Here is a 13,217-nt window from a genome sequence, read left to right as displayed (position 1 = left end):
AGGTTGGTAAAATAAACTCTCGGGGGTGGAAAACATTTGAATTTACGTAAATGGTTTTTCCTATTTTGGTCAGCTTTGCTTATTGGGGCTGCAGGATCATTAGTAACGGGTCTAATTATGATGTTGGTTAATGGAGAAAAAACGAATGGAATGACCGATTTTTTAATTTATCTCCTGATCTTGTTTGGTTCCGGTATTATGATTAGCGTGTATTCGCAAATGGGTTTTTTCGCATACTTGATATTGAACTATATGGGCAAAGGTGTATTTTCGAAACGCAGTTGGCAAATTGTACAGATTGTTCTAACCGTTTTGGCGTTGCTTGATGTCATGTTTTTACGTTTGTTTGTTGGTGGGGAACGAGAACGGCTATCCGATATTGTGCTTGGAATCATTATTTTGGCAGCTGGAATTGTTACCGCTTACGTAAAGGTGAAACAGACACATATTTCGGCGCTAGTGCCTACACTCTTTTTTATGGTGGCTGTTACCGTGGTGGAGACGATCGGTGTGTTGCGAATTGATGTGAATGCGGCTACCATCTTTATTGTGGTTCCACTGTTAATCTGTAATGCATACCAAATGATGATATTGCACAGGCTGGTAGATGGGTCCATGGAGCAACGGGTGAGTGGAAAGACAGAGCAGGTACAAGAAAGTCATGCGTAGCGATTATCTTACAAAAAAAAACGCCAAAAAGAGCTAACCTGGTTAGCTCTTTTCATTTATGGCGCTTCAGCGCCTTTTTACAAGGGAACGCTCCCAAGTTACAATACAGTTTGCCAGCAATACTGATTTATTAACGTTTACTGTACACTGGCTTGGTCGCGAACTTCCCTACCTTTGACACTTGAATGGTTAAGCAGCTCAGAAACCGTCACGAACTCATACCCTTGATTTTTTAACTTGTCGATTATGGCGGGTAATGCTTCATGCGTTTGTTTCGAGGAATCACTGGCGTGCAGCAGCACGATGTCACCCGGATGTGCCTTGCTGACTACACGATCAACAATGGTCTGTACACCAGGGTTCTTCCAATCCTGAGAATCAGTGTCCCATTGAACAACTTGATAATTTAGACTGCTGGCAACCTGGAGAACACGTTTGTCAAAGTCGCCATTAGGCAGACGTAGCAATTTCGGTTCTTTTCCCGTTAGATCGGTTAAAATGCTATGAGCTGTCGAAATTTCTTTACGGATCTCCTCTTCAGTCAGACTGCTGTAATTATCATGTTTGTGACCATGACTGCCAATTTCGTATCCTGCGTCTTTAATGGCTGTTACAATCTCGGGGTGTGTCTTACTCCAGGGGGAGGACAAGAAGAAAGTGGCCTTCTGAACTTTATTTTCTTGGAGGACCTTCAGAATAGGCTCTGTCCTTTTATCTCCCCAGCTAATGTCAAAGGTGAGTGCAATAACCTTCTTCTCGGTTGGAACGCTGTATACGGCGGATGGTGCATCCTCCGAGAATACAGAAATATTGCCGCTCTCCAGATAAATAATCCCGATAGCAAAGACGGCAGCAACCAGCACAATCAGGAAACGTTTGATCTTTTTGCCGCTAAATACATAGAACGAGTTCATTTCAATAAGCGCCCCTCTCCCATAAGAAATGCTTGTTTACTCTCCAATGTATGCTCGTACCTCGTAGTTATTCGTATCAGACGTTTGTTTGTCCAACATCTTGGTTTCACAGGAGGATATTATGTTAAAATTCAGTACATTTCTTAGAGCTTTAGGTTCCATTCGTGGTGCATTAATTTGGTCGATCGTATTGTTTGTTGTTGGCATAGGCACGGGATGGGTGAGTACGGGGCCACTTGAGGATATATTATTGAATCAAATTGGGGGACTAAAGGAGGTTAGTGAGCGGCTGGAGCAGGGGAGCAATGTACAATGGAACTTCTTCCTCTTTATCTTTTTCAATAATGCGATCAAAAGTGTACTTGTAATCTATGCCGGTATCTTTTTTGGCATTCTGCCTGTCGTTTTCCTGTTGATCAATGGAATGGTTATCGGTTTTCTGGTACACACCACAATGAATTATGGGGCCAGCTTCTTTGATATTGTTGTAAAAGGGCTTCTTCCACATGGCATTATTGAAATTCCGGTAATTATTATCGCATGCGCATTCGGTCTAAGGTTTGGTGGATTGGTTCTCAAAAGTCTTGGTCAATTTGGCGGGGAGAAACGAAACACAATTGGTAGCCAGTGGGGTGTGTTTATGCGCACAACGGTAACTGCATCCTTTTGGATTGTTATTTTGCTTTTTGTTGCAGCCATTATCGAAAGTACACTTACCTACAGCTTGGTGCGTGGATAAATTTGTATGGGATGACATTCATAAATTTTCAGAAAGTTGACCATAACAATAAAACGGGTTTCAGTAGCAACCACAAAAGGACACAACAAAGATGATCCTAAGGTTTGCTACTATAACCGGCGCTGTCCGATATATAGCCTGAATTAAAGGGGCTCGAATATGACATACACTGGGCACGCCATTATCCATATGCAGAAAAAGGAGAACTCTAATGCTGGGTATGCTGTTTAACGAGAAGGAATGCAAGGAACTGGATTATGTATTGCGCAAAGAGCTCGATGAAATGTTGTTCGACTTAAGTGACAACCGTCTCGATCAAGAAATTAAATACGCCATAGCGAGTCGCTACAAGACTGTATTCCGTATGTATGCACGCTTTGCGCCACCCAAAGAGCTATCCAAATATGCTAGAGGCGGTAAATTAAAAAAATCCAAGCCATAATGATGTGGTCGGTGGGATACTGAAGATTACCAATATAAGAGAGGTGCGGCCCGTAAAGCCAGCGCTGTACCTCAGACACCATGAATCAGGAATAGGTAGAATAGACAGCTTTGAAAAGGGATATGAAACAATTTGTCGAAAAAGGGTTGACCTTTTTTGTTCAATATGATAAATTAATTTTCGTTCCTTTTTTAAGGAAAAGTTAACCGAAACAAGCGCTGGAATAAAGCGATTGAAAATAAATCGAAAAAAAGTGCTTGCAAAGTAAACTTAAACATGATATATTATAAAAGTCGCCGCTGAAAATACGGTGACAAGAAAAATCGGAACAAATTGAATGTTTGATCTTTGAAAACTGAACAACGAGTGAGTAATGATCTTGCTTGCGAGATCGACGCTGAGAAATCGGTACAAGTCTTCGGACTGTATGATTTCAAAGCAAATAAAAGAGATTTTTAATCTCGTCAGTTTCAAAATGAGCTTATCGCTCTTTTCAATACTTTATTGGAGAGTTTGATCCTGGCTCAGGACGAACGCTGGCGGCATGCCTAATACATGCAAGTCGAGCGGACTTGATGAGAAGCTTGCTTCTCTGATAGTTAGCGGCGGACGGGTGAGTAACACGTAGGCAACCTGCCCTCAAGTTTGGGACAACTACCGGAAACGGTAGCTAATACCGAATAGTTGTTTTCTTCTCCTGAAGAGAACTGGAAAGACGGAGCAATCTGTCACTTGGGGATGGGCCTGCGGCGCATTAGCTAGTTGGTGGGGTAACGGCTCACCAAGGCGACGATGCGTAGCCGACCTGAGAGGGTGATCGGCCACACTGGGACTGAGACACGGCCCAGACTCCTACGGGAGGCAGCAGTAGGGAATCTTCCGCAATGGGCGAAAGCCTGACGGAGCAATGCCGCGTGAGTGATGAAGGTTTTCGGATCGTAAAGCTCTGTTGCCAGGGAAGAACGCTTGGGAGAGTAACTGCTCTCAAGGTGACGGTACCTGAGAAGAAAGCCCCGGCTAACTACGTGCCAGCAGCCGCGGTAATACGTAGGGGGCAAGCGTTGTCCGGAATTATTGGGCGTAAAGCGCGCGCAGGCGGTCATTTAAGTCTGGTGTTTAATCCCGGGGCTCAACCCCGGATCGCACTGGAAACTGGGTGACTTGAGTGCAGAAGAGGAGAGTGGAATTCCACGTGTAGCGGTGAAATGCGTAGATATGTGGAGGAACACCAGTGGCGAAGGCGACTCTCTGGGCTGTAACTGACGCTGAGGCGCGAAAGCGTGGGGAGCAAACAGGATTAGATACCCTGGTAGTCCACGCCGTAAACGATGAGTGCTAGGTGTTAGGGGTTTCGATACCCTTGGTGCCGAAGTTAACACATTAAGCACTCCGCCTGGGGAGTACGGTCGCAAGACTGAAACTCAAAGGAATTGACGGGGACCCGCACAAGCAGTGGAGTATGTGGTTTAATTCGAAGCAACGCGAAGAACCTTACCAGGTCTTGACATCCCTCTGATCGGTACAGAGATGTATCTTTCCTTCGGGACAGAGGAGACAGGTGGTGCATGGTTGTCGTCAGCTCGTGTCGTGAGATGTTGGGTTAAGTCCCGCAACGAGCGCAACCCTTGATCTTAGTTGCCAGCACTTCGGGTGGGCACTCTAAGGTGACTGCCGGTGACAAACCGGAGGAAGGTGGGGATGACGTCAAATCATCATGCCCCTTATGACCTGGGCTACACACGTACTACAATGGCCGGTACAACGGGCTGTGAAGCCGCGAGGTGGAACGAATCCTAAAAAGCCGGTCTCAGTTCGGATTGCAGGCTGCAACTCGCCTGCATGAAGTCGGAATTGCTAGTAATCGCGGATCAGCATGCCGCGGTGAATACGTTCCCGGGTCTTGTACACACCGCCCGTCACACCACGAGAGTTTATAACACCCGAAGTCGGTGGGGTAACCGCAAGGAGCCAGCCGCCGAAGGTGGGATAGATGATTGGGGTGAAGTCGTAACAAGGTAGCCGTATCGGAAGGTGCGGCTGGATCACCTCCTTTCTATGGAGAATCGTTTCCCGAGTGGAAACATTCAAATACGCAGCTTAGCTGCAAAACGACTCACTCGTTGCTCAGTTTTGAGAGCTCAAACTCTCAAACGTTTGGTGGCGATAGCGAAGGGGTTCCACACGTTCCCATCCCGAACACGACCGTTAAGCCCTTCAGCGTCGATGGTACTTGGACCGCAGGGTCCTGGGAGAGTAGAACGCCGCCAAGCGTAAACCCATTACGGGTTTCAATATAATATATAATGTGGGCCCTTAGCTCAGTTGGTTAGAGCGCACCTCTGATAAGGGTGAGGCCGGTGGTTCGAGTCCACCAGGGCCCACCATGTATACCTTATAATCTAATATGGGGCCATAGCTCAGCTGGGAGAGCGCCTGCCTTGCAAGCAGGAGGTCAGCGGTTCGATCCCGCTTGGCTCCACCAACAAGATTTTACAAGCTTGTTCTTTGAAAACTAGATATCGAAACGAAAATTGCGATTTAGAACATTCCTTTTAGGGATGAATGCTTGTTCGGTTCAAGTAACCGAAACAACAATCATCCTAGCTGAACTTGTGTTAAACAAGTTTCAATAAATAGTGAAAACTGCATTGCGATGGTATCGAATGGGAGTGACTTTTGGCTTTGCGCAAGCAAAACAAGGGAAGCGAGCAGTCGAAACCGGAGCAAATATGGTTAAGCTACTAAGAGCACACGGAGGATGCCTAGGCGCTAGGAGCCGATGAAGGACGTGGCGAACAACGAAACTGCCTCGGGGAGCTGTAAGCAAGCTTTGATCCGGGGGTGTCCGAATGGGGAAACCCAGCTGGGGTAATTTCCAGTTACTCATAACTGAATACATAGGTTATGTAGAGGCATACCAAGGGAACTGAAACATCTAAGTACCTTGAGGAAGAGAAAACAATAGTGATTCCGTCAGTAGCGGCGAGCGAACGCGGAGAAGCCCAAACCAGAGAGCTTGCTCTTTGGGGTTGTGGGACGTCTCACATGGAGTTACAAAGGAACCGGTTAAGCGAAGAGGTCTGGAAAGGCCCGCCAAAGAAGGTAAAAGCCCTGTAATTGAAAGTCTGTTCTCTCCGAGATGTATCCCGAGTAGTGCGGGGCACGTGAAACCCCGTATGAATCCGGCAGGACCATCTGCCAAGGCTAAATACTTCCTAGCGACCGATAGTGAAGCAGTACCGTGAGGGAAAGGTGAAAAGCACCCCGGAAGGGGAGTGAAATAGAACCTGAAACCGTGTGCTTACAAAAAGTCAGAGCCCGTTTTAGGGGTGATGGCGTGCCTTTTGTAGAATGAACCGGCGAGTTACGTTCCCGTGCAAGGTTAAGGTGAAGAGCCGGAGCCGCAGCGAAAGCGAGTCTGAATAGGGCGACTTAGTACGTGGACGTAGACCCGAAACCGGGTGATCTACCCCTGTCCAGGGTGAAGGTGCGGTAACACGCACTGGAGGCCCGAACCCACGCATGTTGAAAAATGCGGGGATGAGGTGGGGGTAGCGGAGAAATTCCAATCGAACTCGGAGATAGCTGGTTCTCCCCGAAATAGCTTTAGGGCTAGCCTCGGAAAACAGAGTCGTGGAGGTAGAGCACTGATTGGGTGCGGGGCCCGCAAGGGTTACCAAGCTCAGTCAAACTCCGAATGCCATAGACTTACTTCCGGGAGTCAGACAGTGAGTGCTAAGATCCATTGTCAAAAGGGAAACAGCCCAGACCATCAGCTAAGGTCCCCAAGTGTGTGTTAAGTGGGAAAGGATGTGGAGTTGCACAGACAACCAGGATGTTGGCTTAGAAGCAGCCACCATTGAAAGAGTGCGTAATAGCTCACTGGTCGAGTGACTCTGCGCCGAAAATGTAACGGGGCTAAACACACCACCGAAGCTATGGCTTGATGCTTTGCATCAGGGGTAGGGGAGCGTTGTATAAGGGTTGAAGGTGTACCGTAAGGAGCGCTGGACATTATACAAGTGAGAATGCCGGTATGAGTAACGAAAAGATCAGTGAGAATCTGATCCGCCGAAAGCCTAAGGGTTCCTGAGGAAGGCTCGTCCGCTCAGGGTAAGTCGGGACCTAAGGCGAGGCCGAAAGGCGTAGTCGAAGGACAACAGGTCGAAATTCCTGTACCACCGTAAGCCGTTATGAGCAATGGGGGGACGCAGCAGGGTAGTGACGCGGACTGATGGATGTCCGTCTAAGCAGTGAGGCTGATGTGTAGGCAAATCCGCACATCGTAAGGCTGGACTGTGATGGGGAGCGAAAATTATAGTAGCGAAGGTCATGATCTCACACTGCCAAGAAAAGCCTCTAGCCAGGTGATGGTGCCCGTACCGCAAACCGACACAGGTAGGCGAGAAGAGAATTCTAAGGCGCGCGGAAGAACTCTCGTTAAGGAACTCGGCAAAATGACCCCGTAACTTCGGGAGAAGGGGTGCCCCGGTAGTGTGAATAGCACGAGGGGGCCGCAGTGAAAAGGCCCAAGCGACTGTTTAGCAAAAACACAGGTCTGTGCGAAGCCGTAAGGCGAAGTATACGGGCTGACGCCTGCCCGGTGCTGGAAGGTTAAGGGGAGCGGTTAGGAGCAATCCGAAGCTGTGAACCGAAGCCCCAGTAAACGGCGGCCGTAACTATAACGGTCCTAAGGTAGCGAAATTCCTTGTCAGGTAAATTCTGACCCGCACGAATGGCGTAACGACTTGGGCGCTGTCTCAACGAGAGATCCGGTGAAATTTTAATACCTGTGAAGATGCAGGTTACCCGCGACAAGACGGAAAGACCCCATGGAGCTTTACTGCAGCTTGATATTGAATTTGGGTACGATCTGTACAGGATAGGTGGGAGCCTTTGAAGCAGGAGCGCAAGCTTCTGTGGAGGCACCGTTGGGATACCACCCTGATCGTATCTAGGTTCTAACCTGGTACCGTAATCCGGTGCGGGGACAGTGTCAGGTGGGCAGTTTGACTGGGGCGGTCGCCTCCTAAAGAGTAACGGAGGCGCCCAAAGGTTCCCTCAGAATGGTTGGAAATCATTCGAAGAGTGCAAAGGCATAAGGGAGCTTGACTGCGAGACCTACAAGTCGAGCAGGGACGAAAGTCGGGCTTAGTGATCCGGTGGTACCGCATGGAAGGGCCATCGCTCAACGGATAAAAGCTACCCTGGGGATAACAGGCTTATCTCCCCCAAGAGTCCACATCGACGGGGAGGTTTGGCACCTCGATGTCGGCTCATCGCATCCTGGGGCTGAAGTAGGTCCCAAGGGTTGGGCTGTTCGCCCATTAAAGCGGTACGCGAGCTGGGTTCAGAACGTCGTGAGACAGTTCGGTCCCTATCTGTCGTGGGCGTAGGAAATTTGAGAGGAGCTGTCCTTAGTACGAGAGGACCGGGATGGACGTACCGCTGGTGTACCAGTTGTTCCGCCAGGAGCACCGCTGGGTAGCTATGTACGGAAGGGATAAGCGCTGAAAGCATCTAAGCGTGAAGCCCCCCTCAAGATGAGATTTCCCAGTATGTAAGACCCCTTGAAGACGACGAGGTAGATAGGCTGGGGGTGGAAGTGCAGCAATGCATGGAGCTGACCAGTACTAATCGGTCGAGGGCTTATCCAATATGCAAGTTGTAAGTCGCACATTTCGTTTCGGATCTAGTTTTCAGAGAATGATCTCTGAATGTAAGCTAAGCTATGCGTTTGGTGGCGATGGCGGAGGGGTTCCACACGTACCCATCCCGAACACGACCGTTAAGCCCTCTAGCGCCGATGGTACTTGGACCGCAGGGTCCTGGGAGAGTAGGACGCCGCCAAGCGAACTCTTTCATCTTACATAGAAAACAGGCTCTGCATGTTGACGTTGTACGATGAATTGCATTTGCACTGCAAATGCATATTATTCCCTGATAGCTCAGTTGGTAGAGCACTCGACTGTTAATCGAGTTGTCACAGGTTCGAGTCCTGTTCGGGGAGCCATTTGCTCTCATAGCTCAGTAGGTAGAGTGCATCCATGGTAAGGATGAGGTCACCGGTTCGATCCCGGTTGAGAGCTTTGGAAATGGGGCCCGTTGGTCAAGGGGTTAAGACACCTCCCTTTCACGGAGGTAACAGGGGTTCGAATCCCCTACGGGTCATAGCTATATTTATTAGCTTAATAAAGGGATGAGAATCCCAAAGGTTCGTCGGAGGATAAACTTCGTTAGTAATGGCTTCGCAGTCTCGAACGAAGTGAGAGTATCCCCTACGGGTCATAGGATGGAGGCTTAGCTCAGCTGGGAGAGCATCTGCCTTACAAGCAGAGGGTCGGGGGTTCGATCCCCTCAGCCTCCACCACTTAACTTAATGGGGATTAGCCAAGCGGTAAGGCAACGGACTTTGACTCCGTCATGCATAGGTTCAAATCCTATATCCCCAGCCATTTTAAATTTTAGTTTGAGTCATTAGCTCAGTTGGTAGAGCACCTGACTTTTAATCAGGGTGTCGAAGGTTCGAGCCCTTCATGACTCACCATTACATGCGCGTGTGGCGGAATTGGCAGACGCACTAGACTTAGGATCTAGCGTTTCACGACGTGGGGGTTCAAGTCCCTCCACGCGCATAGGTTTTGCGGACGTGGCTCAGCGGTAGAGCATCGCCTTGCCAAGGCGAGGGTCGTGGGTTCGATTCCCATCGTCCGCTCCAATATTTTGCGCCCTTAGCTCAGCTGGATAGAGCGTTTGACTACGAATCAAAAGGCCGGGAGTTCGAATCTCTCAGGGCGCGCCATTATTTTCATAAGTATCGGGATGTAGCTCAGCTTGGTAGAGCACCTGGTTTGGGACCAGGGGGTCGCATGTTCAAATCGTGTCATCCCGATTTTTATATGCGGGTGTAGTTCAATGGTAGAACTTTAGCCTTCCAAGCTAATAGCGTGGGTTCGATTCCCATCACCCGCTTCATGATTCATTGAAAAGTCTCTGTATATACAGAGACTTTTCTTTTTATTTGTAGGAAAAACACTTCATTAAAATACCAATCTCCCCTCTATTCGTTTGATAAGTGAAAGAATACCTCAACTCTCTTCATTCATTTCTGCTAAAAGAAGCAAAAAATTATAAATACACTCTTTAATTTATTGCATCACTGTGATAAAGTATACAAAAGCTTGCTTTGCCGGTCATGTTTCTTTATGTTTCGTCTGGTTTGTAACAATGGAAATAGAGCAGATACGAATTCATTCAGGTGCAATGAACATTCCCAGTCTAACTGTATATTTATGAAAAATTAAGAATAGGTATGAGTTATTCGAGTAATGAAAAGTACGTGAAAAAGGTATCATGCGACAGCATTTGACCATTAATCGAAGCAGAACAAGAAAATGAATAATAAAGCGTGTTTTTGTGCTGTAAATCAGGGTAAATCCCCATTTTTACTAGTAGAAAAATAAAGATTTTCGTGCCATTTTATTGTATGATGTTATGAAGGTGTCAAATTTACGTGTACGAATGGAACGATCAGATGGGAGGATAAGCATGACTGAAACTATGGTAACCGCCAGCAAAAGCCAATCCAACAACCTGCTTCGGCGAGACGTGCGGTTCCTGGGCAATATACTCGGAGAAGTTCTTGTCCATCAAGGAGGCACGGAGCTTCTAGATATCGTTGAGAAGATTCGGGAAACGAGCAAATCGTTGCGTGCAGAGTTCTTGCCAGAACTTTATGCAGAGTTCAAAACGATGATCCAGGAATTAGACTCGGAAAATCGTCATCAGGTGATTCGAGCTTTTGCGATTTATTTTCAATTAGTTAACATTGCTGAACAAAACCATCGGATCCGGCGTAAACGGGATTATGAACGTTCTGCAGGGGACGCTGTGCAGCCAGGATCGATTGAAAAAGCAGTACAAGATCTGAAGGAACGCGGACTGTCTCACACGGAAGTAGAGGATATTCTAGACGAATTATCGCTGGAATTGGTGATGACAGCTCATCCAACTGAAGCCATGCGTCGGGTTATACTGGACATCCACAAACGGATATCCGAAGATGTCATGCTGCTTGATAATCCTACGCTGACGTTGCGTGAACGTGAACAGTTGCGGGAGAAGCTGCTTAACGAAGTCATTACACTATGGCAGACTGATGAGCTTCGTGACCGTAAACCGACTGTGCTCGATGAAGTACGGAACGGAATGTATTACTTTCATGAAACGTTGTTCCATGTACTTCCGGATGTATACCAGGAGCTTGAACGCTGCCTGAATAAATTTTATCCTGACCATGACTGGCATGTGCCGACGTATTTGCGGTTCGGTTCCTGGATCGGTGGAGACCGGGATGGAAATCCTTCGGTAACTTCAGATGTAACATGGCAGACACTGTTGATGCAGCGTAAGCTCGCTTTGCGTGAGTATCAACGGATTATGATTGAACTTATGGGACATCTCAGCTTCAGCACGAACATCATCCACGTATCGGATGAGCTGGTGCAGTCGATTGAGCAAGACCGTAGTTGTGTAACGTTGAAAAAAGTGGATATGTGGCGGAACGAAAAAGAGCCATATCGCATTAAATTGGCATATATGATAGCCAAGCTGAACAATGTCTTGGATGAGAACAAAGTAGGGCATCCAGATCGCTATGACAGCGCTCAAGGACTGATGGATGATCTGATGATTATCGATCGCAGCCTGCGTCATCATTTTGCAGACTATGTAGCAGATACAACGATTCGCAAAATGATTCGTCAAGTGGAGCTATTCGGTTTCCATACAGCTGCATTGGATGTACGTCAGCACAGCAAAGAGCATGAAAATGCGATGTCGGAGATTTTGGCCAAGATGAACATCGTAGAAGATTATGCCCGTCTGACGGAAGATGGCAAAATCGATTTGCTGGCTCGTTTGCTGGATGATCCTCGTCCGCTGACCTCCCCTTATCACCAATACACAGAGGGGACCAAAGAGTGTCTGGACGTATTCCGTACGATCAAGCGTGCTCAGAGCGAGTTTGGGGCCGGTTGTATCACAAGCTACCTGATTAGTATGACCCAAGGGGCAAGTGATCTGCTTGAGGTCATGGTATTTGCTAAAGAAGTAGGTTTGTTCCGCAAAGAACATAATGGTGAAGTGGTATCTACGCTTCAAGCGGTTCCACTGTTTGAAACGATTGATGATCTTCATGCCGCTTCGGAAATTATGGAGAAGCTGTTCAACCTTCCAGTATATCGCGCAAGTGTGAGCGGGCGGAATGAACTGCATGAAATCATGTTGGGATACTCGGACAGCAACAAGGATGGCGGGGTTGTTACAGCCAACTGGGAGCTGCGAGTGGCGATGAATGCCATCACCGCTGTAGGTAATAAACACGGCGTCAAGCTGAAGTTCTTCCATGGTAGAGGTGGGGCGCTCGGACGTGGAGGCATGCCTCTCAACCGCAGTATTCTTGCTCAACCACCACACACCATTGGTGGGGGCATCAAGATTACAGAGCAGGGTGAGGTTATCTCTTCCCGTTATTCCCTTCAGGGAATTGCATACCGCAGTCTTGAGCAGGCTACATCGGCTTTGATTACAGCTGCTCTAAACGGTCTGGAGCCGCAAGAGTCGGACTCAGAGCGTCAGTGGGACAGCATCATCAAAGATATTTCCGAAGTATCCCTGACAAAATACCAGGATCTCATCTTCCGTGATCCAGACTTCTTTACTTTCTTCAAGGAATCGACACCGCTGCCTGAGGTTGGGGAACTGAATATTGGTTCACGTCCATCCAAACGGAAAAATAGCGACAAGTTCGAAGATCTGAGAGCGATCCCTTGGGTATTTGCCTGGACCCAAAGTCGTTATCTGCTTCCCGCATGGTATGCGGCAGGAACGGGACTTCAAAGTTACTATCAGGATAAAGAAGAAAATCTGGTTGTCCTGAAAGAAATGTATGAAAACTTCCCATTCTTCCGTACACTAATTGATACGGTGCAGATGGCTATTGCCAAAGCAGATTTGGTTATTGCGAAGGAATACTCGGCCATGACTTCCAATGAGGAAGCACGTGATCGCATCTATGGTCAGATTGAATCGGAATTCAAACTCACCAAAGAGCTGATTCTGAAAATTACCGGAGAAGCTGAAATTTTGGATGATGTACCAGTGATTCAAGAGTCGATTCGACTTCGTAATCCTTATGTCGATCCTTTGTCCTACATGCAGGTCCAACTCCTGAGTGAGCTCAGAGATATGCGTGAGCGCGGCGAGGATGACACAGAGTTACTGCGTGAAGTATTGCTTACGATTAACGGCATTGCTGCAGGACTTCGGAATACGGGCTGATCGTTAAGCTGCTTAACCATAAATGAAGTGAATTTTCCAGCCATGTAGATAGTAAAAGCTTAATTCTTTCCTCTACTTGAGTGAGAGATGAAACGGGACTCCTTCTGGAGTT

At 47.7% G+C, this 13,217-nt stretch carries 5 protein-coding genes, 13 tRNA genes and 4 rRNA genes; 21 read left to right on the top strand and 1 reads right to left on the bottom strand.

Annotated elements, in window-relative coordinates:
• Positions 1–36: 36 nt before the first annotated feature.
• On the top strand, positions 37–669 hold the full coding sequence (locus AC3ITG_RS28195; RefSeq protein WP_489251986.1) for a KinB-signaling pathway activation protein: 633 nt from the start codon (positions 37–39) through the stop codon (positions 667–669).
• A gap of 137 nt (positions 670–806) precedes the next feature.
• Here AC3ITG_RS28195 and pdaB read toward each other — a convergent pair whose 3' ends face one another.
• Positions 807–1,583, bottom strand: coding sequence for a polysaccharide deacetylase family sporulation protein PdaB (pdaB, locus tag AC3ITG_RS28190; protein ID WP_489251985.1), 777 nt, complete (start codon positions 1,581–1,583; stop codon positions 807–809).
• A gap of 121 nt (positions 1,584–1,704) precedes the next feature.
• On the opposite strand from pdaB, the gene AC3ITG_RS28185 reads away from it, so the two are divergent.
• From AC3ITG_RS28185 to ppc, 20 genes are all read left to right on the top strand, one after another.
• Entirely contained in the window at positions 1,705–2,322 is a 618-nt protein-coding gene (locus tag AC3ITG_RS28185) for a stage II sporulation protein M (RefSeq protein WP_489251984.1), read from the top strand.
• A 211-nt stretch (positions 2,323–2,533) separates the two neighbouring features.
• Entirely contained in the window at positions 2,534–2,764 is a 231-nt protein-coding gene (locus AC3ITG_RS28180; RefSeq protein ID WP_017692114.1) for a hypothetical protein, read from the top strand.
• A 501-nt stretch (positions 2,765–3,265) separates the two neighbouring features.
• Positions 3,266–4,817, top strand: a 16S ribosomal RNA gene (locus tag AC3ITG_RS28175).
• Between the two features lie 100 nt (positions 4,818–4,917).
• Positions 4,918–5,034: ribosomal RNA gene (rrf, locus tag AC3ITG_RS28170) — 5S ribosomal RNA — on the top strand.
• Positions 5,035–5,071: 37 nt separating this feature from the next.
• Positions 5,072–5,148, top strand: a tRNA-Ile gene (locus tag AC3ITG_RS28165).
• Positions 5,149–5,170: 22 nt separating this feature from the next.
• Positions 5,171–5,246, top strand: a tRNA-Ala gene (locus tag AC3ITG_RS28160).
• A 249-nt stretch (positions 5,247–5,495) separates the two neighbouring features.
• Positions 5,496–8,421, top strand: a 23S ribosomal RNA gene (locus tag AC3ITG_RS28155).
• A 79-nt stretch (positions 8,422–8,500) separates the two neighbouring features.
• Positions 8,501–8,617 (top strand): 5S ribosomal RNA (gene rrf / locus AC3ITG_RS28150).
• The 16S, 23S and 5S rRNA genes sit together here with 13 tRNA genes alongside, the layout of an rRNA operon.
• A gap of 84 nt (positions 8,618–8,701) precedes the next feature.
• A tRNA-Asn gene (locus AC3ITG_RS28145) sits at positions 8,702–8,777 on the top strand.
• Positions 8,778–8,780: 3 nt separating this feature from the next.
• Positions 8,781–8,853: transfer RNA gene (locus AC3ITG_RS28140), tRNA-Thr, on the top strand.
• A 10-nt stretch (positions 8,854–8,863) separates the two neighbouring features.
• Positions 8,864–8,935: transfer RNA gene (locus AC3ITG_RS28135), tRNA-Glu, on the top strand.
• A 123-nt stretch (positions 8,936–9,058) separates the two neighbouring features.
• Positions 9,059–9,134, top strand: a tRNA-Val gene (locus AC3ITG_RS28130).
• Between the two features lie 10 nt (positions 9,135–9,144).
• Positions 9,145–9,219, top strand: a tRNA-Gln gene (locus AC3ITG_RS28125).
• Between the two features lie 16 nt (positions 9,220–9,235).
• Positions 9,236–9,311, top strand: a tRNA-Lys gene (locus tag AC3ITG_RS28120).
• Positions 9,312–9,317: 6 nt separating this feature from the next.
• A tRNA-Leu gene (locus AC3ITG_RS28115) sits at positions 9,318–9,399 on the top strand.
• An 8-nt stretch (positions 9,400–9,407) separates the two neighbouring features.
• Positions 9,408–9,482, top strand: a tRNA-Gly gene (locus AC3ITG_RS28110).
• A 7-nt stretch (positions 9,483–9,489) separates the two neighbouring features.
• Positions 9,490–9,566: transfer RNA gene (locus AC3ITG_RS28105), tRNA-Arg, on the top strand.
• Between the two features lie 16 nt (positions 9,567–9,582).
• A tRNA-Pro gene (locus tag AC3ITG_RS28100) sits at positions 9,583–9,656 on the top strand.
• Between the two features lie 9 nt (positions 9,657–9,665).
• Positions 9,666–9,736 (top strand) — tRNA-Gly (locus tag AC3ITG_RS28095).
• Between the two features lie 576 nt (positions 9,737–10,312).
• A complete protein-coding gene (gene ppc / locus AC3ITG_RS28090) occupies positions 10,313–13,105 on the top strand; it encodes a phosphoenolpyruvate carboxylase (protein WP_489251983.1) in 2,793 nt (930 codons plus the stop codon).
• Positions 13,106–13,217: the final 112 nt, after the last annotated feature.

Source organism: Paenibacillus sp. GL_099_B (assembly GCF_057835695.1).
The sequence above is the reverse complement of the archived record's forward strand: the minus strand, read 5'-3'. Positions and strand labels throughout refer to the sequence as shown.

Excerpts from the sequence above, each read along its gene's own strand:
- ppc (WP_489251983.1), top strand. The coding sequence starts at position 10,313 with ATGACTGAAACTATGGTAACCGCCAGCAAAAGCCAATCCAACAACCTG.
- AC3ITG_RS28180 (WP_017692114.1), top strand. The coding sequence starts at position 2,534 with ATGCTGGGTATGCTGTTTAACGAGAAGGAATGCAAGGAACTGGATTAT.
- AC3ITG_RS28185 (WP_489251984.1), top strand. The coding sequence starts at position 1,705 with ATGTTAAAATTCAGTACATTTCTTAGAGCTTTAGGTTCCATTCGTGGT.
- pdaB (WP_489251985.1), bottom strand. The coding sequence starts at position 1,583 with ATGAACTCGTTCTATGTATTTAGCGGCAAAAAGATCAAACGTTTCCTG.